General features: G+C 39.2%; 29 protein-coding genes and 1 pseudogene. 8 read left to right on the forward strand and 22 right to left on the reverse strand.

Annotation, left to right across the window (positions count from 1 at the left end):
- Positions 1-33: 33 nt before the first annotated feature.
- Positions 34-795 carry an SDR family NAD(P)-dependent oxidoreductase gene (locus CRO56_RS11085; RefSeq protein ID WP_097158694.1) on the reverse strand — a complete coding sequence of 254 codons (762 nt, stop codon included), beginning with the start codon at positions 793-795 and terminating at the stop codon, positions 34-36.
- Positions 796-956: 161 nt separating this feature from the next.
- Here CRO56_RS11085 and CRO56_RS11090 point away from each other — a divergent pair, with 161 nt between their 5' ends.
- Entirely contained in the window at positions 957-1,742 is a 786-nt protein-coding gene (locus tag CRO56_RS11090) for an arginase family protein (protein ID WP_097158695.1), read from the forward strand.
- A gap of 249 nt (positions 1,743-1,991) precedes the next feature.
- Here the strand turns inward: CRO56_RS11090 and CRO56_RS11100 are convergent.
- Both CRO56_RS11100 and CRO56_RS22885 read right to left on the reverse strand, forming a co-directional pair.
- Positions 1,992-2,156: pseudogene (locus tag CRO56_RS11100) on the reverse strand (transposase); the annotation flags it as partial.
- Complete coding sequence (locus tag CRO56_RS22885; protein ID WP_179714255.1) at positions 2,156-2,320, reverse strand: hypothetical protein; 165 nt, start codon at positions 2,318-2,320, stop codon at positions 2,156-2,158. The gene CRO56_RS22885 and the pseudogene CRO56_RS11100, both read right to left, overlap by 1 nt.
- A 254-nt stretch (positions 2,321-2,574) precedes the next feature.
- Here CRO56_RS22885 and CRO56_RS11105 point away from each other — a divergent pair, with 254 nt between their 5' ends.
- Entirely contained in the window at positions 2,575-2,970 is a 396-nt protein-coding gene (locus CRO56_RS11105; RefSeq protein ID WP_097158696.1) for a secondary thiamine-phosphate synthase enzyme YjbQ, read from the forward strand.
- Positions 2,971-3,068: 98 nt separating this feature from the next.
- On the opposite strand, the gene CRO56_RS11110 is transcribed toward CRO56_RS11105, so the two are convergent.
- From CRO56_RS11110 to CRO56_RS11130, 5 genes are all read right to left on the reverse strand, one after another.
- Entirely contained in the window at positions 3,069-4,298 is a 1,230-nt protein-coding gene (locus tag CRO56_RS11110; RefSeq protein ID WP_097158697.1) for a Bcr/CflA family efflux MFS transporter, read from the reverse strand.
- A gap of 171 nt (positions 4,299-4,469) precedes the next feature.
- Entirely contained in the window at positions 4,470-4,940 is a 471-nt protein-coding gene (locus CRO56_RS11115; RefSeq protein ID WP_097158698.1) for a DinB family protein, read from the reverse strand.
- Between the two features lie 239 nt (positions 4,941-5,179).
- Positions 5,180-6,277, reverse strand: coding sequence for a branched-chain amino acid aminotransferase (locus tag CRO56_RS11120; protein ID WP_097158699.1), 1,098 nt, complete (start codon positions 6,275-6,277; stop codon positions 5,180-5,182).
- A gap of 218 nt (positions 6,278-6,495) precedes the next feature.
- Positions 6,496-6,948, reverse strand: a complete 453-nt coding sequence (locus CRO56_RS11125; protein WP_097158700.1) for a GNAT family N-acetyltransferase — start codon at positions 6,946-6,948, stop codon at positions 6,496-6,498.
- Between the two features lie 129 nt (positions 6,949-7,077).
- Positions 7,078-7,719, reverse strand: a complete 642-nt coding sequence (locus CRO56_RS11130; protein ID WP_097158701.1) for a DUF421 domain-containing protein — start codon at positions 7,717-7,719, stop codon at positions 7,078-7,080.
- Positions 7,720-7,864: 145 nt separating this feature from the next.
- Between CRO56_RS11130 and CRO56_RS11135 the strand changes: the two genes are divergently transcribed.
- Entirely contained in the window at positions 7,865-8,125 is a 261-nt protein-coding gene (locus tag CRO56_RS11135; RefSeq protein ID WP_097158702.1) for a hypothetical protein, read from the forward strand.
- Positions 8,126-8,170: 45 nt separating this feature from the next.
- On the opposite strand, the gene CRO56_RS22890 is transcribed toward CRO56_RS11135, so the two are convergent.
- Positions 8,171-8,329 carry a hypothetical protein gene (locus tag CRO56_RS22890; RefSeq protein WP_179714256.1) on the reverse strand — a complete coding sequence of 53 codons (159 nt, stop codon included), beginning with the start codon at positions 8,327-8,329 and terminating at the stop codon, positions 8,171-8,173.
- A gap of 164 nt (positions 8,330-8,493) precedes the next feature.
- Here CRO56_RS22890 and CRO56_RS11140 point away from each other — a divergent pair, with 164 nt between their 5' ends.
- Positions 8,494-9,363, forward strand: coding sequence for a protein-glutamine gamma-glutamyltransferase (locus CRO56_RS11140; protein WP_097158703.1), 870 nt, complete (start codon positions 8,494-8,496; stop codon positions 9,361-9,363).
- A gap of 36 nt (positions 9,364-9,399) precedes the next feature.
- Here the strand turns inward: CRO56_RS11140 and CRO56_RS11145 are convergent, their stop codons facing one another.
- From CRO56_RS11145 to CRO56_RS11165, 5 genes are all read right to left on the reverse strand, one after another.
- Positions 9,400-9,858 (reverse strand): DUF2306 domain-containing protein, encoded by a 459-nt coding sequence (locus CRO56_RS11145; RefSeq protein ID WP_097158837.1) that lies wholly within the window; start codon positions 9,856-9,858, stop codon positions 9,400-9,402.
- A 218-nt stretch (positions 9,859-10,076) separates the two neighbouring features.
- Entirely contained in the window at positions 10,077-11,354 is a 1,278-nt protein-coding gene (locus tag CRO56_RS11150; protein WP_097158704.1) for an Nramp family divalent metal transporter, read from the reverse strand.
- A 28-nt stretch (positions 11,355-11,382) separates the two neighbouring features.
- On the reverse strand, positions 11,383-12,567 hold the full coding sequence (locus CRO56_RS11155; protein WP_097158705.1) for a thiolase family protein: 1,185 nt from the start codon (positions 12,565-12,567) through the stop codon (positions 11,383-11,385).
- On the reverse strand, positions 12,557-13,243 hold the full coding sequence (locus CRO56_RS11160; protein WP_097158706.1) for a 3-oxoacid CoA-transferase subunit B: 687 nt from the start codon (positions 13,241-13,243) through the stop codon (positions 12,557-12,559). The genes CRO56_RS11155 and CRO56_RS11160 overlap by 11 nt, the downstream gene beginning before the upstream one ends.
- Entirely contained in the window at positions 13,243-13,902 is a 660-nt protein-coding gene (locus tag CRO56_RS11165) for a CoA transferase subunit A (protein ID WP_097158707.1), read from the reverse strand. The genes CRO56_RS11160 and CRO56_RS11165 overlap by 1 nt, the downstream gene beginning before the upstream one ends.
- Positions 13,903-14,121: 219 nt before the next feature.
- On the opposite strand from CRO56_RS11165, the gene CRO56_RS11170 reads away from it, so the two are divergent.
- Positions 14,122-14,907 (forward strand): IclR family transcriptional regulator domain-containing protein, encoded by a 786-nt coding sequence (locus tag CRO56_RS11170; RefSeq protein ID WP_097158708.1) that lies wholly within the window; start codon positions 14,122-14,124, stop codon positions 14,905-14,907.
- A gap of 27 nt (positions 14,908-14,934) precedes the next feature.
- Here CRO56_RS11170 and CRO56_RS11175 read toward each other — a convergent pair whose 3' ends face one another.
- Positions 14,935-15,660: an MBL fold metallo-hydrolase gene (locus tag CRO56_RS11175; RefSeq protein ID WP_097158838.1), complete on the reverse strand. Its 726-nt coding sequence runs from the start codon at positions 15,658-15,660 to the stop codon at positions 14,935-14,937.
- Between the two features lie 162 nt (positions 15,661-15,822).
- Here CRO56_RS11175 and CRO56_RS11180 point away from each other — a divergent pair, with 162 nt between their 5' ends.
- Positions 15,823-16,398, forward strand: coding sequence for a TetR/AcrR family transcriptional regulator (locus CRO56_RS11180; protein WP_097158709.1), 576 nt, complete (start codon positions 15,823-15,825; stop codon positions 16,396-16,398).
- Positions 16,399-16,479: 81 nt separating this feature from the next.
- Here CRO56_RS11180 and CRO56_RS11185 read toward each other — a convergent pair whose 3' ends face one another.
- From CRO56_RS11185 to CRO56_RS11200, 4 genes are all read right to left on the reverse strand, one after another.
- A complete protein-coding gene (locus CRO56_RS11185; protein WP_097158839.1) occupies positions 16,480-17,508 on the reverse strand; it encodes a PTS sugar transporter subunit IIC in 1,029 nt (342 codons plus the stop codon).
- Between the two features lie 497 nt (positions 17,509-18,005).
- The gene (locus CRO56_RS11190) at positions 18,006-19,220 is read right to left on the reverse strand and encodes an MFS transporter (protein WP_097158710.1); all 1,215 of its coding nucleotides are present in this window, start codon (positions 19,218-19,220) and stop codon (positions 18,006-18,008) included.
- Positions 19,221-19,625: 405 nt separating this feature from the next.
- The gene (locus tag CRO56_RS11195; protein WP_097158711.1) at positions 19,626-20,873 is read right to left on the reverse strand and encodes an ATP-binding protein; all 1,248 of its coding nucleotides are present in this window, start codon (positions 20,871-20,873) and stop codon (positions 19,626-19,628) included.
- 407 nt (positions 20,874-21,280) lie between these two features.
- On the reverse strand, positions 21,281-21,871 hold the full coding sequence (locus CRO56_RS11200; protein ID WP_097158712.1) for a vWA domain-containing protein: 591 nt from the start codon (positions 21,869-21,871) through the stop codon (positions 21,281-21,283).
- Positions 21,872-21,969: 98 nt separating this feature from the next.
- Here CRO56_RS11200 and CRO56_RS11205 point away from each other — a divergent pair, with 98 nt between their 5' ends.
- Positions 21,970-22,464: a hypothetical protein gene (locus tag CRO56_RS11205; RefSeq protein WP_097158713.1), complete on the forward strand. Its 495-nt coding sequence runs from the start codon at positions 21,970-21,972 to the stop codon at positions 22,462-22,464.
- Between the two features lie 110 nt (positions 22,465-22,574).
- Here CRO56_RS11205 and CRO56_RS11210 read toward each other — a convergent pair whose 3' ends face one another.
- Positions 22,575-22,754 (reverse strand): hypothetical protein, encoded by a 180-nt coding sequence (locus CRO56_RS11210; protein WP_097158714.1) that lies wholly within the window; start codon positions 22,752-22,754, stop codon positions 22,575-22,577.
- A 37-nt stretch (positions 22,755-22,791) separates the two neighbouring features.
- Positions 22,792-23,577, reverse strand: coding sequence for an SRPBCC domain-containing protein (locus tag CRO56_RS11215; protein WP_097158715.1), 786 nt, complete (start codon positions 23,575-23,577; stop codon positions 22,792-22,794).
- A gap of 318 nt (positions 23,578-23,895) precedes the next feature.
- On the opposite strand from CRO56_RS11215, the gene CRO56_RS11220 reads away from it, so the two are divergent.
- Entirely contained in the window at positions 23,896-24,519 is a 624-nt protein-coding gene (locus CRO56_RS11220; RefSeq protein WP_097158716.1) for a LysE family translocator, read from the forward strand.
- A gap of 361 nt (positions 24,520-24,880) precedes the next feature.
- On the opposite strand, the gene CRO56_RS11225 is transcribed toward CRO56_RS11220, so the two are convergent.
- Positions 24,881-25,777: a fumarylacetoacetate hydrolase family protein gene (locus tag CRO56_RS11225; RefSeq protein WP_097158717.1), complete on the reverse strand. Its 897-nt coding sequence runs from the start codon at positions 25,775-25,777 to the stop codon at positions 24,881-24,883.
- Positions 25,778-25,784: the final 7 nt, after the last annotated feature.

Genomic DNA, 25,784 nt, shown 5'->3' on the forward strand with positions numbered 1-25,784 from the left:
CCAAATCCTGTTTCATGTACTATACTGTTTTTTTTAGAAGTTCATCCGCGATTGCCCGCCATCTACGTTGATACTTGCACCGACAACCCATGATGCTTTTTCAGATGCAAGAAAAGCTACAACATTAGCTATTTCTTCTGGAGTACCAAACCGGCCGGCAGGTATTTCATTTTTTACGAACTCCTTCATTTTTTCCGGATTCTCTTCAATCCGCTTCTTCCAGTTACCTGTATCATGAAGGATACTGCCTGGAGCTACACTGTTCACCCGAATCCCATCAGCAGCCACTTCATCAGCTAATGCCTTAGTAAAACTGATCAAAGCTGATTTTGCATTGTTATAAGTTGCCTTACCTCCGCTTTCTCTTCCGTAAATCGAGGTAATATGTATAATGGCACCCTTTTGAGACCTTTTCATATGTTCAACCGCTAATTTACTTAAGTGAACCGCTGAAAAATAATTCAGTTCAAGTGCTTTATAAAAAAGATCCATTGAGGTTTCTGTTACTTTTCCACCATTGCTTCCCCCAGCATTATTTATCAGCACATCAATAGCTCTCTTTTCCTTAATGAAGGACCCAAGTAACCTTTCTCTTTCGCCTGCATCGGTTAAATCCGCTTGAAAAATAGAAACGCCACCGCCAAGTTCTTCCTTTGCCCTTTCAAGAAAAGTAATATCGCGGGCAGCGATCCCCACTTCCGCTCCCTCATCCACAAATACTTTAGCAATCGCCTTCCCAATTCCCTTCGAACCACCTGTAATCAATATCTTCTTTCCTTCCAAATGCAAATCCATCCTTAAAACAACCTCCACTCATTCTACAAATCTAGGGGCGTGCAAAGCACTACCCGAAGTATCTCAGTAAAGTATAAGATTATTTCCGTCAGATTCAAAACGGTATGTTAAAATTATGTAAATGTTTGAATAATTTAAATACGGTTAGGAGTTGAAAATATATGGGGTTAATCAACAGTGGAATGACCATCATAGATTTTGACGAAACGTATTTTGCACAAACAAAGCTTCAGCACTATCCTCATGAAAGGCTGGATTTTCGGCATTTAGAACATGTAAATCTATTTTGTGAAGAAGAATCCTTACAAACCTTACAAATGCGGCTGCAAAAAAGGCGACAGAAAGGAATTACCCTGATTGGAAGCGGAAACTATCATTACTTGACCTATTTGTTGCTTAAAGAAATCTCAGAACCTTTTACTCTCGTATTATTTGATAATCATCCGGATCTTGGCACCGGTCAGGAAGTTGACCAGATGCTCTCATGCGGTTCCTGGGTCTCCTATGCTCTTTCCAAAATACCTTTATTGCAGCAGGTTGTAATCATTGGTCCAACTGTTGCTTTAGCACAGAACTCCACTCATTGTTCTCGCACCGTTTTCTTTCCGTTCGATGGCACCCATTATTACTCACTTAAATTAATTCTTTCAAGTATTCCTACGAAACATGTGTATATCAGCATAGATAAAGATGTTCTCCGTAAAAGTGAAGTCCAAACAAACTGGGACCAAGGTATTATGGGGATCGATACCTTGAATCATATGCTAGAAACCCTCCTAATGTCTAAACAAGCAGAAGCTGTAGACATCTGTGGCGAACTCCCGCTTTCTCCAATTGAGGCTATACAGCCAGACTATCAATCTATCATTCAAAAAAATGAAAAAGCGAACCTCCTGCTTTTACAAACATGCTTAAAAGCAAGTGAAAATCAGACAAAAGGAGCCTAAGTTTAGGCTCCTCAGATTGTCGAGAAAGGGTATTTTTCTCGGCAATTTTTTATTTTGTCTAAATCTATATGACCGATTTTTTATTAATTGATTGTGTCTGCTAACGGGCCTGTTGATTTCCGCTCCGGGCACTCGCTTTCCGCGGGGAGGTCCGAGAGCCTCCTCGACGCTTTGGCGCCTGCGGGGTCTCCCGTGACCTCTCTATCCCGCAGGAGTCGAGTGCCCTCCGCTCCAATCAACAGGGGATAATCAACCTAAAGGATTGCAACACACTTTTTCTAACCTTACTAGGTGTGTTGCAATCCTTTTTATATTTTGGCAGGCTGCAGTAAGGAGAACCTGTTCACTTGCATTCTTCAATCCCCGTAACCGGCAGTAGCGGAGCCCATGCAGCTCTTTTGAGTCAGCGAAGCTCAGATGGGCGTCATTATCCTCACTATAAAAGAACTAACTTTTTCAAGAAGAATCGAGAAATCAATATATTTCTCAATCAAGCGAAGAAGGTGGTCGTCTGGAACTATTTCATCAATAAAAACAAATTCATATTCACTTTGGCTAGACCCTTTTGGCTTAAACATTGAATTCATCACTTATTTTTATTATTAATTGTGAGTTGAAGATCTTTATTGAATACACCTGTTGAAAAGCCTATATATCAAAAATAATAAAACAAATTAACGCGGTTAATCATTAAAGAAGCTGAATAAAATAAAAGGCAATCGATAGTTTTTCGACCGCCTGAGGAGCCTAAATTTAGGCTCCTCTTTTTTTTACACAGCGGATAGTAATTCAGTAAAATAGTCAGTAACCAATAGGAAAGGAAGACCGGAAGATGCTTAAAAAATTCACTCTTAAAACTAGCCAACGAGATCAAATGATTGATGTGACCCAGCAAGTTCAAGAGTTCATAAACGAAAACGCGATAAAAGATGGTGTCGTGATCATCTATTGCCCCCACACCACCGCTGGAATCACGATCAATGAAAACGCCGATCCTGATGTAAAACGTGATATGATTCGGCGCTTTGATGAAGTTTATCCTTGGCATCATAAGCTAGATCAGCATATGGAAGGAAACACCGCAGCTCATATGAAAGCAAGTACAGTCGGTGCATCCCAGCATGTCATTATAACAGAGGGACGTTTACTTCTCGGCACCTGGCAAGGCATCTACTTTTGTGAGTTTGATGGTCCAAGAACAAGGAATTTTTATGTGAAAATACTATAGAGGACAATTTCCGCTTTTTCCTCCTCGATTTTGTGCTTCAAAAAATCCCGCAGTCAATTAGACTGCGGGACACTATCTATTTCTTTATTAAAGAAGGGTCACCCCTCCATCTTTAAGCTCACTACTGGTTTTGCCTGTTTCTCCCTTGTTAATGTAAAAAAGGCTATCGTTCCAAGAAATGATGTAATAAACAGGATCGCTCCCATTGGGACAGCCGTTGTCTCATCAAGCCCAACAAGAGGAGCAACTGCGGAACCGAGTGATAACGGGAGTAAACCTAAGACAGCACTTGCACTTCCTGCCCGATGACCCTGGTTTTTCATCGCAAGTGTAAAGGCGCTGGTTACAATCATTCCCATAGATGTCATATAAATAAAAATTGGGATGACAATCGCTGCAAGCGGACCTGTAATAATCGTCATGATAAGCAGGATAGAGGTTGCACTGACAGCAATCAGGACAGCGGTCCGAAGCAAACTTCTTTCATCAAAGTTTCCGCTTAAACGTCCTATAATAAAACTTCCTGTTATAATAGCTAAACCATTAATCCCAAATAGAATACTAAAGACTTGCGGTGACACCTCATAAATACCTTGATAAACGAAAGGAGTTCCTGCTACATAGGCAAAGCTCCCTCCGTGTATAAATCCTACGGTTAAGGCGTACCCCATAAAAGAACGATCCTGAAGCAAGCTTCCGATTGTCCGCACCGAATGTCCAATCGAGCTTGGAATCCGTTTTTCTGGCGGTAATGTTTCCTTTAGTCTCATCGCAATATTTATAACTATAAGAAGACCAAGTAAACATAAGAAATAAAAAATCGTATGCCAGCTGGCAAATGGCAGCAGTAAAATCGCTCCGCCGGTCATTGGGGCAATCATAGGAGCCGTTGCATTGATCACCATTAAAAGGGCAAAGAATTTGGTCAGCTCTCTGCCGCTGAATACATCACGCACAACAGCACGAGAAAGGACAATCCCCGCTGAGGCGGTAAATCCTTGCAAAAACCTTCCCACGACCAGCATCGTTATATTAGGTGCCAGTGCGCAGAAAAGCGATGAAATCGCAAATAAGAAAATCGATATTAATAATGGCTTTCTTCTGCCATGAGCATCACTGATTGGACCAACAATTAACTGACCGATCGCAAGTCCGATCAAACAGGCTGTTAAACTTAGCTGTACAAGTGAAGCACTTGCCTCTAAATCAGCAGCAATATCAGGAAAACTCGGTAAATACATATCAATATTAAATGGGCCTAATATTCCCAGCGAGCTGAGAAGAAATGCTAATGCCAGACGTTCTTTTCCTGTTGGATTGTGAAGCATATACCTCAGGTCCCCTTTCTTACTAACTCTCTGTTCTGCAAGACTGCTAGATAGATTTTCACAGTATACCATCTGATCCGGTTTTTTTACATGGAAAATTCTATCCATTTTACAGATGTATCCCGACATTCCTGCGTAATATGAATCTCAAACTAATAGTACAATGATGCCTTAATCCCAGATCCGGACCCTTGGAACCCCAGCTGTTCTTAAATAATCCAATAACTGACCAGTATGAACAGATTCATGATAAGCAATACGTAAGAGCATGTCACCCAAATCTCTTATGTACCCTGAATCAGAGCGGTCAATTTTAATAGATTCTAAGTCTTCTTCACTAAATGACTTTATGGTATCTATGAACTGATTACGATAAGGTTCGGCAAATTCTATTTCCGCTCTTACCGAAGTGAATGGCCGATCTTCAAAAGGAGAGTTGAAAACGGATAAGCTCCCTCTATTTTTAATGGCCAAGTGATAGTAATGTTCGCTTTCCAGTACATGCCTGATCATCTCAATACAACTCATGGCATCTTCATCTGGCTTCCAGTGAAGCTTATCTTCAGGAATAGATGTCCAGAGCTTTATGCTTCTTCTTCTAACTTCATTCAAGTTTAAAATAATTAAATCGATCGAGTTCATCCATTTTCCCCCTTTTTAAGCATAACTAATATTATACACGAATGAATGTTCGCTTCAACGCAAATAGGCTAAACTTTTAAAAATAATTAATATGACCCATTTAATCAAAGACGACAACAAGAAAAATTACACCAAAGGCAAGAAAATGGCCAAGAAAAAAAGACAGCCCCTCATAAATCAGAGATCTAAAAGGGGGGTGTCTATGAACTGAAGTCCGCTTTGTTTTAAAAGTCGACCTTCTATATAGCAAGAATTATTTCTTCATCTTCTACTTTTACATTCCAGCCAAATGGATCTGGTACAGTTCCTCTCTGAATTCCAGTTATAGTATTGTATAATTTCTGTGAAACTTCCCCGATCTTACCGCCATTTATCACAAGTTTCTCGTCGTTCCAATATAATTCGCCAACCGGAGATATAACAGCAGCTGTACCTGTTCCAAATGCTTCTTCTAGTAAGCCATCCTGATAGGCTTTGTAAATTTCATTAATAGAAATTCGTTTTTCAACAATCGGCAGCCCCCAATGCTTTACTAAATGAATAACAGAGTCTCTCGTAATTCCCTCAAGAATACTGCCATTTAATTCAGGTGTTACTACTTCACCATTAATTTTGAAGAAGATATTCATGCTGCCGACTTCTTCAATATATTTATTTTCTTTTCCGTCTAACCATAATACTTGGGAATACCCTGATTTTTCTGCTACTTCTTGAGCAGCTAAGCTTGCTGCATAGTTACCTGCGGTTTTTGCATTTCCAGTTCCGCCTTTAACGGCACGGACATATTGTTGTTCTACCGCAATTTTAACCGGATTGATACCTTCCGCATAATAGTTTCCAACAGGTGACATGATGATGATAAATTGATAATTCTTAGATGCTGCCACACCTAGATAAGGTTCAGTCGCAATAATAAACGGACGGATATATAGGGATGTTCCCTCTACATTTGGGACCCAATCACGGTCTACTGCAACCAGCTGTTTAAGAGCTGTTAACGCAAATTCCTCGTCAATTTGCGGGATGCATATACGCGTGTTGGAGCGATTCAAACGTTTCATATTCTGATCCGGTCTAAAGAGCAAAACTTCATTTTCCTTCGTTAAATAAGCTTTCATTCCTTCAAAAACCGTCTGACCATAATGAAAAACGATGGCTGCCGGATCTAGCGTAAGCGGCTGATAAGGTACGATTCTTGCGTCATGCCAGCCTTTTCCTTCTGTATAATCCATCACAAACATATGGTCAGTAAAAATCTTCCCGAATGGAAGGTTTGCAAAATCCGGTTTTTGTTTTTTGGCTGAAGTTAATTCCACTTTAATTTGATTTGAGCTCATGTCCATTCTCCCTGTCTAACCATCATTTTTTTCAGTCTGCACAAAAGATGATTATTTATTAATTGTTAACAAAGACAGGATTATCGTGCTTTTGAAGACTCTTTCATCATTCAAAGCGATAAAACTTTTCCTTGTTAAAGATTCTTAATATTTTAAAATATTATGAACCTCTAATTGGAAAATGTCAATACAACTACGCGGGATTCTTACATTTAAATTCAAAGCAAATACGAGTAATAACGAAACTCCTTATCTATTTGGAACCCTTGTTTTTCCCAGAACTGCCAAGCATGTTCATTTGAGTGCTCTACTGAAAGTTCAATACTTTTAGCTTTCGTAAGTGCGGCAAATTCTTTTACCTTGGCAAAGAGCTGTTTACCAGCTCCTTTGTGACGGTATCCTTCAGATATGTAAAAGTCATTTAATAACCAAACGCTCTGTAAGCTTAGAGAAGAAAAAATAGGATACAATTGAGCAAATCCTATAGCTTCATCACCTTGCTCAACGATAAAGATCACGGATTGCAGGTTCTGAAATCGATCAAATAGAAACTGTTCTGCTTTTACAGGATTCTTTAGTTGTCCAAAATACTCACGGTATGAATCGAATAATGGAACTATTTTAGATAAATCTTTAATAGCAGCATGCCTAATCAGAAGATCATTTCTCATTATTTCCTCCTACTTATACATTTTCTAAATTCTATCATGATCTCAGATTGCTTAAAAAATAAAAATGCGTCTCTAGTCATAGAAACGCATCTGTAGCTGTGTACATAATCCCGGCTTACTAACTTTGGTTTACTGTAAATGTTTAGGAGGATTATTTTTATGGGCTTGATTTTGAACTTCTGCAAAGATATCCTCCTGGCTTTCTGGCTTATAGGGTTTATTAATCAAATTTAAAATTTCATTGATCCTAGTAAGCTGAGTATTACTTGGGATCAAATTGACGATTGTTTGTTTAAAGTCTTCAAAGTCCTTTTTCGTTACAGGCTTTACTTCATCTTTTAATTCATAGCCCATCTGACCATTGGGTTCTAAGGTAGCCCATTTTACATCGCTAATTTTAGATACACTGTTTTGCCTAAGTTTCATTTCCAGCTGGTCAACCGATAATCGTATCTTTTTCAGATTTTTTTCATTCAATTGTCCGTTCTCAATCACAACCTTTGCTTTACCTGTAATCAGCTTTTCAAACCGATCAGACTTCATTTGAATAAATTCGATAATCAGTAAGGTTAAAACGAGAACTGCCCCCACCATAAAAGCAGTCCAAATATTTTGTCCTGATACTGGCTGAATCAGCAAAGTCCCAATCGCTATCATAATAACAGTTTCTGCTAAAGTCATTTGTGAAATTGTTTTCCTGCCGGCAATCCGCAAAAGGACTGTTCCCGCAATAACGATTAAAATAGCTTTCCATATGTAATTCCATTCCATTTCGATAACCACCCTTCACCGAAAAAGAGTCACTGGTATTTTTCCCAACTTCTCTTCCCCTATCCGATTCGCCTTAGTAAAAGGTTAAAAATTTGGGAAACAGGATATGATACACATAAGACTTTTCTTATAAAAGGTGAAGATCATGAAATGGGTTATCAAGACAAAACATCTTAATGATGAAAAAAGAGTAATTGGTTTAGAAGTTGAAGATGAGGATGGAACGTTTGATGCAAATATTAGGTGGGATGGCTCGATGGAAATCCACTTACATTCGAAAACCGAAGAAGGCAATGAATTGAATGACACGATCCACACTTCCGACATTGATGGACTGATTTCTAAGCTGGAAGGCTTAAAACAAGTTTGTATTGATTACTTTGACAATTGGAATGAAGAACGATAATAGAGATCCGAAGTAACCTTTGGTTACGACCTCGGATCTTTTCATTTATTCATAAATTTCATCTGCGTTTTTGTATCGGATTTTCTCCGAGTGAATAAGCTCCTCATTATTATTTTCTTTTCTTTGTTGGGCATAATCCCCTGTTGTTGGCCTCTCTTTGCTGTCTGTAACTATTTTATGATTATGTTGATCATTGACTGGCATACTTCCACCCCTCGTCTATTTATAAAGTTAGGTTCCCCATGCCATCATGTTCTATCCTGCTTAAAAACATCATCCATTTTATGGGTTTATACACTTTTAAAACAGAGCACGAATACCCTAGGTAATGACACAGATCATTTTGATGTCAGAAAGAAGGGATCTTTGTGATTGTGATATCTGGAAGAATTTTTCAACATAGTGGCATATTGCCAGCAGGAATGATAGAGAGCAGCATCCTTCAGCGTTTGCAGCAGGATTTCAGGATTCATCCCTATCAGTCCATTGATGAATTGCGTTTTGAACTAGAGATGAGAAAAAATATCATATTAAGTGCCAGAGCGATGAGTCAAGGCCGGTCACAATTTGTCAGTTTTGCCAAATCGTATTGCAATCCCCGCTATTGGCGATTAACAGAGATGGGCGGTTTCCGGCTGCGACCCGGCGTCAGACCGTCTGTTGCAATTGAAGATATATTTAGGAACAGTTCGTTATATGGATTTGAATGTGCTACGGCAATCATGATTATTTATTATCGTGCCGTTTTAAAAAGTATAGGCAGGAATTTATTTGATCGATATTTTGCAAACCTTTATTTGTACAGCTGGATCGAAGATCAAGATCTTGGACTTAGAACCTATTATACGTATCATTTTATACCTGGAGATGTGGTTTACTTCGAGAACCCTGAATTTCATCCAGAAACCCCTTGGTGGCGAGGAGAAAGTGCAGTCGTTCTCGAGAATGGAACCTTCTTTGGGCATGGGGTAGGTATCGGAACAGCAGAACAAATGCTACAGCATCTAAATAAAGCAAGGGCTCCTTGGAGTACCATACCTCCTTTTTTAAGAGACTCCGTTTTAAGACCATCTTTTAAACATTTGTTTAGGATAGCCATGCAGCGGCAAGGCTCTGCCACATATAAAAAGCCGCCTGTTGTTATTCACCATAATGAAAGCTCTATTTCTTATGAGCACTATTCTCATTTAAAGAAGGTGTACAATCAAATGGCAAGCGTAAACCCATTCCTAAAATGAGAATGGGTTTACTGGTTTTTAATAAACTTTCCTATTTTATATTTTCGAACTAATATTGCCCTTTTTAGGACCGTACTTTTGTAAAACATAAAATATAAATGGGGTGCCTATTATGGTGGGTAAGAACCAAAACACTAGCGGAGGTAATTCATTTAATATAGGAATTTGATGTACATTCACTACTAAAGTGGCCGTGACAATCCCAATATAGGAACCCAGCATCCCTCTTATATGAATACGAAGCCAATTTTTCCATTTATGTTTAACTGCTAGATACCCGAGTAAAGCAAACCCATAAGAAAATAAAGCGATATATAAAAGAAACTGACTTTCTTCCCAATGTAAAATGGACATAACAACGGACGTTACAAAAACGATTACATAAGACCAATGATAGATTTCCCCTGACAATGTATGTATTCCTTTTTTCTTCTTTGAAAACATAGCGAATAACCCAGTTGCTAAACAAATAAAACCAGTAAGAATATGAACCATTAAAAAGATAGTAAACAAGTATTATCACCTCAAATGAGATAAAACTTCTTTTATTTAGTTTTAAGTCTATCTGCGAAATTCCACTGAAGCAATAAAATTTACGAAAATTCAAACTAATATTCAAAAAATCCGATGAGATAAATGAATACATCCTTCTTATATCCTAAAAAAAGACTGTAAACAGTTCTTTTTCTGTCTACAGTCTCTGCAATCCTATATTATTCTCCCGTAAAAATACTAACTAACTCATTAATACCTAATACTGCAAATAGGACTAGACATCCAATTAACACGAGATTCGCCATCCATTTATTACGGTAATCTGGCAGAACACTTTTTGAATTAAGCAACAGGAGCAATGATAGAGCTAGGAATGGCATAAATAGTGCACCTAAAGCTCCATAAAGAATGACAAGCTCAACCGGTTTGCCTAAGAATAACAAGAGCAACGGCGGGAATGTAAGCCATGCAAGATAAAAGCGGTAAGCTGGTTCTTTTTCAGAAACGTATTGAACACCGTCTTCCTTCTTTTTCCGGATGGTTTTAATAAAGTCAGCAAATAGATAAGGCACTCCATTCCATACACCTAATAGAGATGTGTAAGCTGCAGACCAGAATGCGATTAAGAACATCCAGCGCATTGGCTGACCAAAGTCTTCGCCAAGCATATTAGACAAGTCAATCAATCCTTGATCTCCACGGATGCTGACACCGCTTCCTGCAAGATACTGGGCACCGATGATTAATCCAGCCATTGTGAAGACTGCTGTAAGTGTATATGCGACTTTTGAGTCAAGACGCATGGTAGTTACCCACTCTTTTCCTTTCCAGCCTTTTTCACTTAGCCAGTAGCCGTAAGAAGCCATTGTGATGGTACCCCCGACCCCGCCAATCAGACCAAGCATAAGGAAGAATGAGCCTTCCGGAACACGTGGTACGAAACCGCTTGCAAATTCACCTATGCTTGGGAGAAAGAGAATTGCAGTACCGATAATAGTGATAAACATGATTCCAATCAGGACTGACATTACTCGTTCAAACAATAGATAGCGTCCAGTCCATACGAGCAGGAAGCCTACGACGGCATGGATGATCGCCCAAGCCCAAAGCGGCATTATCGGGAACATGGCATGCATCGCCATTCCAGATGTCGAGGCAGCTGTCGCTCCATAAACGAAGCCCCATATGATGGAGTAAACTCCAAAATAACCAGTGGCCCATTTTCCAAGCTTGTGCCAGCCATCTAACATCGTTTTTCCTGTGGCTAAGTACCATCTTCCAACCCCTTCATTGAGGAAGTATTTAAGGATGGCACCGACAATAATGGCCCAGACAAATGTCATTCCAAAGGATGTTCCAATAACAAGTGACGTTACCAAGTCTGCTGTACCAACACCTGTAGCGGCAACAACAAGACCAGGACCCATATGCTTTAGTTTTTCTTTCCATGTTGTAGGGGGCAATTGTAACGGTTTTTGATTAAAATCTGCTTTCATTGCTCAAACCTCCAATCAAATATCTTTTCTATTTAAACGTCTCCAGCAAGATGGCCATTCCTTGACCACCTCCGACACATAACGTCGCGATTCCAAATTGTTCTTGTCTGCTGCTCATCTCATACACCAGCTTCGTGACAATCACAGCTCCTGTTGCACCAAGCGGATGTCCCAGTGCAATCGCACCGCCATTGACATTAACTTTGTCCAATCCTGTGTTTAATTCGCGTATGACAGCAAGTGATTGAGAAGCAAAGGCTTCGTTCAATTCGACTAACCCAATATCACTCATTTGCAATCCTGTCTTTTCTAGCAGTTTGTTGACTGCTGGCACAGGACCAATTCCCATATAACGAGGATCGACACCTGCCGTTGACCAATCCTTAATTTTAGCAATCGGCTTTAGTCCTAACTGATTGGCTTTTTCCTTCGTCATAATGACGACAGCACTTGCTCCGTCATTACGTCCGCAGGCATTTCCAGCTGTAACAGTTCCATCTTTCTTAAACACAGGTTTTAGGTTTGCTAGTTTTTCTAATGATGTTTCCCGCATATGTTCATCTTTTGAAAAAACAATCGATTCTTTTTTCGCCTTCACTTCCATCGGCACAATTTGCGAATCAAATTTGCCGTCTTCCCACGCTTGTTTCGCCCGTCTTTGACTTTCTAATGCGAACGCATCTTGGTCACTTCGTGAGATCCCATATTTCTCAGCAACATTTTCGGCTGTCATTCCCATTCCTAAATCCTTGCCATACATTTCAATGGGCTGCTGCCCATTTTCTAAGTTTGAGTCAACCAAGTAAGGATTTCCTTCACCAAATCGGGAATTCCGCAGATAAATAGGGGCTCTGCTCATATTTTCGGTACCGCCCGCAATGACAATTTCGTCAGGGTGAAAGGCCAAATGTTGAACTCCCGAAACAATAGCCTGCATACCGGATGCACAAAGGCGATTGACGGTATAAGCTGCGGCCGTTTCGGAAATACCTGCCCTTAAAGCCGCTACTCGAGCCACATTAGATGATTCGGTTGACTGCCGAACTTCCCCCATTATTACCTCATTTATCTGATCACCAGAAAGTCCGGTTTTATTCAAAGCATCTTTTATTACAGCCGCAGCCAAATCTCCGGAATTTGTATCTTTTAATGTTCCGCCAATGCGTCCAATAGCTGTCCGTCTAGCACTTACGATGACAAATTCATGCTCCATGAAGAACTTCCCCTTTCGATTCATTTACTCTGTATTTCGAAAGATTAGGTGCGACCGTATATTCTGCTGGCGTTATTTCTTTTAATTTTTCTAACGTTATGTCCTCTGCTATTTCTTCTAGAATCATTTTTCCATCTATAAATCGAAATACGGCATATTCGGTAATAATCGTTTTCACGACATTCTTAGCGGTAATCGGATAGTCACAGCTTCGTACAATTTTCGGATCCCCATTTTTAGCACAATGCTGTGTTGTGACAATAACTTCTTTTGCACCTGCAACGAGATCCATCGCTCCGCCTACGCCGAGAATATCTTTTCCTGGAACAGCCCAATTCGCAATATCCCCATTTTCAGCAACTTGAAGGGCTCCAAGAATTGCAATATCGACATGTCCTCCGCGAATCATCCCAAATGATTCGGAAGATGAAAAATAAGAGGAACCTATTTGGGCTGTAACAGGGAGTTTCCCTGCATTAATAATTTCCGGGTCGACTTCTCCTTCATCAGGAGTTGGGCCAACACCCAACAATCCGTTTTCAGAATGTAAAAAAACTTCTTTATTACTTGGTAGGAAATCAGCTACTAGAGTAGGAATTCCTATCCCCAAGTTAACAATAGATCCCTCTTTGATTTCCATCGCTGCACGGGCTGCAATTTTCTCCTTGATATTCATCACTCATTCCCTCCCTTTACGATAAAATCGACAAATAAATGAGGGACCACAATATGTTCAGGATCTAATTCACCGACCTCAACAATTTCTTCTGCTTCAACGATGGTCAGTTTGGCGGCCTTTGCCATATCAGGGTTAAAATTACGGGCTGTCTTTGAAAAAACCAGATTTCCTAATTTATCAGCTTTCTTTGCTTTAATTAGGGCTACGTCTGGAATAAGCGGTAATTCAAAGACATACTCATCACCATTTAGGATCCTAGTTTCTTTATTTTCTGCCAATAGAGTTCCGACTGCCGTTTTTGTATAGAATCCGCCAATCCCTGCTCCGCCTGCACGCAGTCGTTCAGCCAGTGTTCCCTGTGGGACTAGTTCAACTTCAAGCTTTCCCTGATTCACATAATGAACAGCATCCATATTACTGGTAAAGTACGATCCAACTGCTTTCGCAATTTTATTCTGAAGCAGGATCTTTCCTAATCCTCTTCCGCCAGGTTCACCAAGATTATTACTAATCACCGTTAAATTACGAACATCATGTTTTCCAATAGCGTCAACTAATCGAAGCGGGCAACCGACTAACCCAAATCCGCCAACTGCCAATGTTTGCCCATCCTTTATATAAGCAACGGCTTCCTCTGCAGATACGATTTTACGCAACGTTCATTCTCTCCTTCCTAATGTAAAGTCAGGTACGATTCTAAATGAAACCCCTTACATTTCTCTGTAAAAAAATATTGCATTCATTGAATGAACGGTGTACACTATGCGTACAGTCATACGAATAATGTAATTGTGGTTTTATTATAATAGCAATCTTTTAAACAATCAACTGAATTGTGTTATTTTTTTGAAAATAACCAGAAGGAGAATCCATAAATGAAAAATGAGAGGGAATCGAATTATTTCGTCAATTCAGTGGCTAAGGGGTTTGAAGTGCTGAAAGCGTTCGATTCAAATTCCACCTATTTAACCCTAAGTGATTTAGAAAAGAAAACTGGTATTAACAAAGCAACTGTTAGACGATTTGCTTTAACACTCGCTGATTTAGGCTATCTAAGGGTCCACCCAGGCAATAAATTTTCATTAAGCCCGAAAGTATTAGATTTAGGGGCACATTATCTTGAATCCTTATATCTCCCGGACCTAGCACACCCCATTCTTGTTAAAATTGCTGCGGAAGTTAAGGAATCAACCAATCTTGCTATTCTGGATCATACGGAAATTGTGTATATTTCAAGGGTTAAGGCAGCCGATCGAATCATTGGCTCTACCTTACACATCGGATCAAGATTGCCTTACTATGCAACCGCATTAGGAAAAGCCCTGGTTGCCTGGCTGCCAGAAGAGGAAAGAAAAAACCTGTGGAACTCAGTAAAAGTGGAGGCATATACACCCAAAACCATCACAGATTTCGATAAACTAGAAGAAGATTTTGAGAATTGCAGAGTGCGAGGCTATGCCGAGGGATGCGATGAGCTTGAGATTGGCCTTCGTTCGATCGCGGTCCCTATTTTCAACTGGCAGGGAGAGCCTATAGCCGCCATGAATATCTCCACCAATTCGATGAGGTCATCAGAAGAGAAAATCAAAAATGTATACTTGCCTGCTCTTCTGGAAGGTGCGGAAGAATTGAATAGACAAGTGAGGTTTCATAAATTATAAAAAAACGGGTATAAAGGCAAAAAACCTTTATACCCGTTTTATTCCATTAATATTTTGTTCTGCTTCATCTATGGCACGCTCCATCGAATTACATGGTTCCCTCATCATTGGCCCATGACCGGTTGCAAGCAAAGAAGGTTGGTATTCGTATAATTTTTGTGCACTTGCCAAAGCAACTTGCTTGTTCCATGTGCCCAAAGCAGGGTATGGAAATGATGGACGAAGCTGACCAGCTACAGCGATACCTCCTTCTGTCTGAAAAGAGTCACCAGCGATCAAAGCTTTGTTCCGCGTGTCAAAAAAAGATATGGAACCGGGTGTATGTCCTGGAGTTGCCAACACAAGTAAAGACTTAATCCGGTCACCCTCTTGAATTAACATGTCTGCCTTTGTTTTTACATGTTTAGGTATAGTTCCCCTTATTGGAGTTTGTGGCTCATCTATATCTAAAGTTAGGTCTCCCGATAACAGACGAGACTCTCGACTAGAAATATAGAATTGGACATTAGGAAAAGCTTGTTTAATCGAATCGAGTCCTCCTATGTGATCGTGATGTGCATGGGTTAATGCAATTCTTGTAATTGGCTTATTAATCTTTGCAGCAGCTTCCATAATTCCCCGATAACTTTCAGAGATACCAGTATCAATCAACGTTAGTTCATCATCCTCTTCTACCAAATAACAATTTACAGACAAAGACTCGTTCTTAAAAAAAGTTATTTGGTACAACGAAGATTCTTGAATCATTCTTATAATAAACACCCACACCTTTCAATAAATTAAAAATTCAATTAATGTACACCTTGTTCGTTATTGATTATAATGTTCATATATAGTAGAAACAATCTTCAATCTACGTCTATTTGTACGTTAACAGACAAAGTGCTGCGGATTGTTCAAAAAGGAGTAATCAAGATGACTGAAAAAATAGCAGATAGACGAGTCAAACGTACTCGTACCATGCTTATTGATGCTTTACTTGATCTTATGATTGAGAAAGGATACGAACCCATAACTGTTCAAGATATCATTGATCGTGCTAATGTTGGAAGGTCAACTTTCTACTCCCATTATTCTGATAAGGAACAGCTCCTCTTAGACAGTATCTATCAGCTGCAGGATTACCTTGTGCAACAAAAAACAGAGTACCCAGCTCTAAATGAATGGAGACATTTCAAATTTGGGTTCAGCCTTGCGATGCTGCAGCATGTACAGGGTTACAAACGGTTATATAGGGTAACTGTCGGAAAGCAAAGAGGAGCGATTGTGGAGCATCACATGAAACAAATGTTGGCGAAAATAATCCGTGATGACGTTGAGAGATTAATGGAGAATACGAATGTAATGATTCCACCTGAGATTGCGGTTGAATATATCGTAAGTACATTTTTTTCTTTGTTAACGTGGTGGATGGATCAAAATAATCCATGTTCAGCAGAAGAGGTAGATCGAATGTTTCACAAACTCACATTTTCCGGATTGTCTGGCTGATCTTGAAAATACAAAAGCACTCCATTTTGATTCACATACAAAATGGAGCGTTTTTCTACAAATTTAACGTTTCGTTCACTATTACTGCACAACCATACGCAAATCTTCTTTTTTCACCCATCCTATTACCTTCAAACCTTGATAGATTGCGAGTGAAATAATAATAGGAAGAATCACACCAACCGCAATATAAATTGAAAAGACAACTGCCCCTTGATTCGCCAAAATATTGATTGGAGCAATTAAGGAATTCAGACCAAGACCTGCAAGCTGATACGGAACTTGGAGGTTAAATATCATCGTTGCAATCGGCGCACAAACCACGGCGGCAATAAACGGCGGAATGACAAGACGCGGATTCTTTACGATATTCGGGAATTGAACCTTTGGTGTAATTAAGGATTGTGCGATATTAGCACCAATATCATTTTGTCTTAAAGACATCGCCGTGAATCCGGCAAATTGAGCAGTACACCCGATCAGGGCAGCTGCACTTGAAACCGGGTCAAGCTGCAAGGCTATCGCAATAGCAGCAGATGATGCCGGAGACATTAAGAAAATACTCCATACAAGAGAGATTACCATTGGTCCTAATAGAGGAGAACCTTCAACAGATGCCGCAATCTGGGCACTGAGCCATTCAAGTAAAGGTGTCGTAATCATTGCTAAAAACACGCCAGATACTCCCCCTGCAAGCACAGCCGCAAAGGGAATCGCCATCATATCGAGTTTCGTCTTTCCTGTTACACGCTTACCTACCCAAGTTGCAATCAAAGCCGCTAAAACCGCACTAAGCGGCTGCCCTGTTACTAAAGTAACGCCACCATCTTCCGTTAGCCGAACTGCACTAGCCCCAATCGAACTGCTGGCCATTGCACTAAAAATAACGAGTGTATTTCCGCCAAGCTGGTAAGCAATCCCCGCTCCAATCGCAGGCGCCAGCATAAGCTGTGTCGCTTTCCCAATCGTATTAAATCCTTCCCATCCGGTAAAGGTACCAAAAGATTCGATTAAAAGGCCGATCCCAAGAGTAACCAATACAGCATTAGCAAGTCCTTGCGAAGCCTTATACGCACGGTCAACCAAATATTCCTTTGTAGATTGTTTCATCATGTATGCTCCCCTCAAGCTGAATCAAAATTAAGCTAACTTTCCATGAAAAAAATTATCTAACATATACGATATGTAATATATCGGAGTAAAAAAAAAAAAAAAAAATAAAAACCGACTCCAAAATGAGTGTTATTTTATGAGTCGAAAGGGTAAATCTATTAAATAATAGTAGTCCTTTTTGATCCCCTCTCTATCAAATTTTTTATAATAGTATAATTGTTTTCAGACAAAGTCAATAATTATTTCAATTCTGATATATTTAAAACGCTTTCAATTTTGGGTTTTAAGTTTTAAATGGTTTTTTGTATTATTATTCCAAAATAGAAACGTCAAGAGACACAGGGACAGGTTTCTCGTCCCATAAAAAGTGCCTGCTTCCGCAATAATCCTTAACTTGTGGACACAAGTAATGTAGGTAACCAATCTAATCTATTAAGCCCTGATAAATACAAAAGCAGACCTTGCATTTTTAGGCTAAGGTCTGCTTTCCATTTCTACGCCTGAAGTTGGATTACAGATGCATTAGATGGCCTTTTCTTTAGGCTCAGCATAAAGATAAAGGATACACAATATAGGACAGCCAGGTAGGTCATAGCCATGGTCATATCATAGTTTTGCAGTAGATAGCCTACGAGAATAGGTGATAATCCTCCTAATGCTCGTCCGAAATTAAAAATCGTGTTCGTGGCCGTGCTTCTAATTTGCACAGGATAATAACTGCTGATTAATGCCCCGTAGCCTGCAAACATTCCATTTGAAAAGAAACCTACAATGGCACCGCCAATTAATACACCTGCACTGCCTTCTGCATAGGAATACAGAAATACCGCTGATGCTGAGGCCAGAAGGAAAATCCCGTAAGAACGTTTTGCCCCAAAACGATCCATAAATTGTCCAAAAGTCAGCATTCCTATAATCATTCCAACCGCTGTACTAATTGTCCAAATCGCTGAACTTGAAACTGATAATCCTTGTGATTGCTGCAGCATAGACGGGAGCCAAATCATCAAGCCGTTATATCCAGCTATTTGAACAGTTGCCATTACAGCTAAAGCAATTGTAGTAAATGCTCTTCTAGGTGTATCAAACAATTGAAGCAGTTTTCCTTTCTCCTGTTTGTCTGCATCCTTTTTCTCCTTCCGGCTTGCCAGCCATTCTGGAGATTCATCCAAGTTTTTCCGGACAATATAAGCAAAAATAACGGGAAGGATTCCAACAAAAAACAAGGCTCTCCATCCTAAAGTTGGCAGAAGAATAGCGCTAAGCAGGGCTGCAAGAATGACACCGAATTGAGCACCAATACTTACATACGAAGACGCTCTTCCTTGTTTATGCTTTGGCCACGCCTCTGCTACGAGAGCCATTCCAATTCCATACTCTCCTCCGGCTCCAAGACCTGCAATAAATCTGGATGCATACACCTGCTCAATACTAGTAGCAAATCCCGTTAAAGCAGTACCTACTGCAAATAATATAATGGTATAAGTAAAAATCCGTACGCGACCGAACTTATCTGCTAAAATCCCAAAGACGATTCCGCCCAGAAGCATTCCGATATTAGTAATAGAAGAAATCAGACCGCCCGTTGCCAAATCAATGTTAAAATGGGCAACAATCATCGACATGGCAAAGGAAATAAACATAATGTCCATGCCTTCTAAAGTTAAGCCTGCGACTGATGCGACAACTGTTTTATTACGATAATTCATCTTGTGTTCCACCCTCCAGCATGATTTTATTCGTCTCTTTCTGTTTGGAAGGAATGGACCTATAAACTGATTTCAAAATCAATCCATTCTCCTTTTAAGCCTCACCGGACTTGATTTAAAAGAGTTCTAGCCATAGTTAATCTTTTAAACATAAAAAATACCCTCCTGTCCAGAGGACAAAAGGGCATAGATGTACATAAATATACAAAACAACATCCTATCATTCCGCCACCCTTTTCAGCCTCTCTGGACCGAATTAAAAGGTACTATTATGTTGATTTAATACTAGCATGTTCAAAAATAGGTTTCAATACTAATACACTATTTCCAATAATATACTTATATTTCAATTACATACGAGGTAATTTCTTTTATTTTTGAGTTTTTACCAATACTGGGCTTTCACTATACCGATTCATGGAATAAATCATGCTTTAATAACTTTTGAGTAATAGTTGGTAAAAGGATCTCTACAGTAGTTCCCTTATCTAAAATACTATGAACGAGTATTTCCCCTTTGTGACTTTCAATAATTTTGAAGCAAGTCATTAGTCCCAAACCTGTACCTTTTTCCTTCGTTGTATAGAACGGTTCTCCAAGTGTGGGTATGCGCTCTTCAGGAATACCAATTCCTTCATCTTCAATACTAATAGAAATTTTCCCGTTCACTTTTTCCTTTGCTCTTATATTAATATTTCCACCCTTTGGCATAGCCTCAATCGCATTTTTTATAAGATTAAGGAAAACTTGTTTTAGTTGATTTTTTTCACAGCTGACCATAGGCAGATCACTATCAAAATCCAAAAAAATTTGCACATTGTTCAGCAGTAACTGGTTATTAACGAGAGTTATAATATCTTTAATCAATTCCCTGATATCCTGTTCCACAAAAACAGCAGTTGAGGGTTTGGCAAGAACTAGAAACTCTTCAACGATTGCATTAATCCTTTCCAACTCATCTAAAACAATACCAAAGTATTCTCTTTTATTATCATTGGTATTTAATAATTGGATAAAACCTTTTACAGAAGTTAACGGGTTCCGTATTTCATGAGCAACCCCAGCAGCCATTTGCCCTAACAATGCAAGTTTCTCAGACTTTTGGATCATGCGATCGATTTGTTCCTTCCTTTCAGTAATATCCTTGCCGATGGAAAGTATCGCTTCTCCTTCACCAAATACAATATAAAGGGAAGATACTTCAAAGTAGAATGTAGATCCGTCAAAACGCTTTAATTGATATTCAGTGCAATTTAAAGGCATTTTCATTTTCTTTATCTGCTTATTTCTTTCCTCGATCCGGGGTTTATACTCATCAACACTAAAATCAAAAATAGACTTACCGATTATTTCTTCCTTACTGCGGGCTCTAACCATGGAAACAGTAGCATCATTTACATATAGAATTTTGTTATTACTGTGAATAATAACCGATTCAGGCAATGAATTGAGTAATTGTTTATAGCTATTTTTACTAGCACGAGCTTTTTTCCCAAAGTGTCGTGCTCTATCATATTGACATCCTACAAACCATGCAATAAGAGTGAACATATAAAAGTCAAATGTAAAGAATTTTTCACCGTATATGACTTTCTGGTACAGGGTAAAAAGAATCGATATCATAACCAAGATAATTTGACCTGATTTATTCATGGATATTTGTCCCCGCAGAAGGTAAATTTTTCTATATAATAGCATACAATGAGACCAATGATTCCCCCAAAATTTATAATATAGTCAAAAATTTTCATTTTAGTAGTTCAAAAGTCTTTGTTTGTCTGGTTGGTTCTTTTAGCAAGATATCAACACCACTTACGGAGTTGGTAACGGTATTATAAGAGAAGATTAAAAAGTTTGGTAAGCTCAAAAATAGAAATAAGGGAGCACTTATAATAATAGAAAAAAGTGAGATGGTTGGATTAGTATATCCCCTATCTCACTTATATTAAGACTAATATTAATTACATCAAAGTCCATATTAGTCATTGTTCTAATGCTTTTATGAAAGATTCAGTATTTAATTCACTGTCAGGAAAATTATATGCAACTAAACAATATTCCTAGCTCAATTTATTTCTTCTTTTCGTCACAGCCTCACAAACTACACCATACATACACCCCACACCTTCATTCGAAGCCTCAAAGTGAAAGGCATCTTCAGGTGAAATGCCAAATCGGCCCGCTTCTTTGCCCGCATCCATGTTGGCTGCCATGAAAATAAATTCCCAACTGTATTTTTCCTGCTGGTGCCGGATCAGTTCGTTGACTTTTTTATATGTGAATTCACGGCTTGCATTTTCATATCCATCCGTTGTAATAACGAATATCACTTTCCCCGGTCTTTGTTCTTCTTTCGTCTGTGACAGCCTGTGCCCCACATTGATAATGGTTTTTCCGACTGCATCCAACAGGGCGGTCGACCCTCTCGTGAAATATTCCTTCTCTGTTAGTACCGCTTTGCTTGCATCGATTCCATCCCATAACACCTCATATTGGTCATCAAACAGAACAGTTGTAAGAATGGTTTCGCCTTCTAATTCGCACTGCCTTTTAATAAAGGAATTATACCCGCCGATTGTATCACTTTCCAGTCCCGACATCGACCCGCTTCGATCGAGCAAAAAAATAATCTCAGTTAGCCTGTTATTCATATTGCCTACCATCCTTTTCTATTTGTCATGGTATAATCATAGCAACGATATTCCATGATTAGGTCGCCTGGAAAGCGACATTTTCGGAGGTAGACCGTATGCTTGATAAACAGCTTTTACTAGAGATTGAAACATATATAAACAACCATTTATCTATACTCAAGTTAAATGATCATATCGAACTCTACGCTCCAAAAGAGAGCATCCATTATGACCTTGAAGAAACTGAACTTGAAAACTTTATTAAATCAAAGCGAAAACCTACATTTACGCAGGTCTTGTTTCAATTTATAGACCAGAACGGAGCCAGTGATTCAGAAGTTTATAAAAAAGCCGGTATCGACCGAAGACATTTTTCTAAAATTCGTTCCAACTCAAACTACCATCCAAAGAAAAATACCGTGTTCGCTCTGGCCTTTGCATTAGAACTGACTCTGGAAAAAACGGATGAACTTTTAAGCACCGCCGGGTATTCCCTCTCAGAAAGTGAGACCTCCGATTTGATCATTCAGTTTTGTCTGGAGAAAAAGATGTATGATATCGACCTTGTGAATCAGGCATTGGAGTATTTTAGTGAGAAACCGTTGATTTAAGTATTTCTCTTGTCTCCCTTTTATTGATCCATGCTCATCTATAAAAATCTATAAAAATAAAACAGAAGCATTAGATGATTGCTTCTGTTTTAAAATATTTTTGTAGAACTTTATGATTCCAATCCTAATTTTTTATGTGTTTCGGTAAGCCAGCCAACCAATTGTTCTTCTGTCATCGACTTTAGCATTTCAATATGATCATCAATAGCATGATACCACATTTTTGCTTCTGCAACAGATGGATCTTCATTTTTTACGGTAAAACCGCAATTGCATGTTAATTCTTTCATTTCTTTTCTCTCCCTTTCAGAGCTTAATGATATTTTATTAATTTTGCTCTACATAATTTTTGAGCAATGTGCCAAGCAGATGTTTCCAGCCTTCAGAATGTTCTTGTTCCCAATTTTCTTCGATGGTCCCAGAGGCAGTATGGGAAAGCTGCAGCAAAGTTCCCCCGTCCTTCTCTAAAAGCCGGTACGTATAAGCACTGTGTACCGCCCCTTGCATTCCTAAATGACCATAAAGACGGATTTCTTCTGGAGCGTTCACATAGTAAACTTGGCCCCAAACTGCTCCTTCATTGTCACCCCATTTTTCGATAAATTGCCCTCCTGGAACAGGATGGAACGTGAACTGAGATGGTACCCCTTGTGGTGCCAAACGAAATTCCCACCAATCTCCGGCACGCTCCGTTAACGCTTTAAAAACCTGTTCACGTGCAGCATTCATGAATACTTCTTGTTCAATACGGAAAACTTGTGCTTTTTCTGTTACTGCCATAGAAAAATCTCCTCCTTTTTCTTCAACAACTGATCGCAAACTTAAAAGTGAATTAGCAGCTGTTTGCATATATTTTCCAACCCAGCGGTTATGCATTTCTTGAAGTGGGATGACGTTAAGAAAATTACGTCTAAATTTTCCTTCACGCCTTACTACTACCAAATGGGCTTCCTCCAAGATCGTCAAATGTTTCATAATCGCATACCTTGAGACCTCGGGAAAGTAATCATTTAGCTCACCCGTTGTTTTAGCTGATTGCTTGAGAATATCTAAAATCCGCCTTCGAATTGGGTGACCCAACGCTTTAAATAGTGTGGAAAGCTCGTCTTCCATTACGACATCCTTTCGTTGGTAATCGGATAAATCACCTCACACACAACATGTGACTAAAAGGTAACTTATTGTATGTGACCTTATGGTAACATGTCTGGTGACAATGGTCAAGTAACCAAAAAATGTTTCTCCATATTATTTTCATCAGGTTGCCGTTTTCTTATTAATAAAGTTTTAAAACGGTTCTTGGACTATCGAATATATGTAAAATGTTTTTAAAATTTTCAGTTTGAACTTTCATCGTGAATAAAAAAGTGATAACATTTTCTTAATTTTATAAATTTATAGTGTTACTTCTGTCTATAGGGGGAAAATCACATGAATGACTTCCTAACATTTTTATTGCTATCTCTGTTTGTTGTGATGAGTCCGGGGATCGATACGGCTTTGATTACGAAGAGAACAATTTTGGACGGGAAAAAGGATGGATACAGAATTGCCTTAGGCATTACCCTGGGGTGTTTAGTTCATACCCTTGCAGCTGCGTTCGGTCTTTCAGCGATTCTCCTTCAGTCTGCGGTTGCCTTTGAAATTGTGAAGTATGTCGGTGCCATCTATTTAATTTATCTTGGGGTCTCTTCATTTATCACGTTTAAAAAGAAAAAGGATATGCACCAAGTCGCAAATCAAGACAAACTTTCAAAAAAATCAGCATTTAAACAAGGATTCCTTTCGAATGTATTAAATCCAAAGGTGGCCATGTTCTTCCTTACGTTTTTACCGCAATTTGTGAGTACAAATTCTGAAGCAACTGTCCAGCTCATCATTATGGGTGTCATTTATACACTTCTATCGATTACCTGGTTTTTTATATTTGTCTTCTTTATTAACTATTTACGGAAATGGCTGATGTCTGCTAGAGTCCAATCTGCAATGGATAAAGTAACGGGCGCCGTGTTAATTGGATTTGGTTTGAAGCTGGCTTTAGAAAAGCAGCATTAAAAAGTTACTGTATAACAGAACGAAGAAATCCAAAGATTCCTTTCCGGTCAAAAAGAGGCTGTCCCAAAAGGTCGTTGAAAAACGACTATTTAGGGGCCAGTCTTCGTTGTTCATACTTAATTTTTTCCACTCTGTTGATTGGAGCGGAAGGCGCGAAGACTCATTTCCACTGCCTCACAGAAAAGATTTTACTCATTTTATCAAGTAGCAGTGGAAAGTGGGAGTACGGGACAGGGGAGACCCCGCAGGAGAGAAGCGACGAGGAGGCTCTCCGTACCGCCCGCGAACCGTAAGCGCCTGGAGCGGAAATCAACAGACATATTTAGTAGACCAATCATAGAAAAGAGGGTGCCCCTAAAAGTTATACTTTTGGGACAGCCTCTTTTTCTAATACATTCCTCAACTTCCCAATCCCCTCAATCGTAACCTCCACCACATCCCCAGACTTTAACCATTGCTGCTTTTCCTCAGGATACCCGAGGATCACACCCTCTGGGGTACCTGTGAAAATAAGATCGCCTGGTTTCAGAGTCATATGTTTCGAAATATAGCTAATAATCGCTGCACAATTAAAGATCATATATTGGGTGTTGGAAGATTGTCGGACTTCCCCATTTACTTTCGTTTCGATATGTAAATGAGTTGGATTCACTTCATCTGCTGTTACAAGGTACGGCCCAACCGGAGCAAACCCATCTAAGGATTTCCCCAGCAGCCATTGGCTTGTCGTAAACTGCAGGTCTCTCGCTGAAAGATCATTCCCGGTACTGTAGCCAAATACATAGGATAATGCCTCTTCTTCAGAAACATTCTTTGCTTCTTTCCCAATTACGACGACTAGCTCCGCTTCGTAATCAATCTTCTCCGCATTTTTAGGAAGAGGAATGACTTCATTATGAGCGGCTAATGCATTCCCGTATTTACTAAAAAGGATTGGGGTTTTCGGTATGTCTTGAATTTTTGCTTCCTCTACATGGCTTACATAATTTAGCCCTACACAAATAATTTTCTCAGGATTAATCACACTTGGCAGAAACTCAAGATCATCCTCATTTTCAAACATAGATGGTTCAGTATGATGTGCACGCTCTGCCAACTGTTTTATACCAGCAAGATCCTTTTTCTTAATAAAATCTATGATTCTATCTGGAACTTCTACCTGAAATGTTTGCCCTGCTTTTTTCAAATTAAGTATACCTTGATCCGTTTTTACCCCTAAAAAACTCTGCTGATCCTTTTTAAAATTCACCAGTTTCATTTCTTCT

The organism is Bacillus oleivorans (genome assembly GCF_900207585.1).
GTDB classification, from domain to species: domain Bacteria; phylum Bacillota; class Bacilli; order Bacillales; family JC228; genus Bacillus_BF; species Bacillus_BF oleivorans.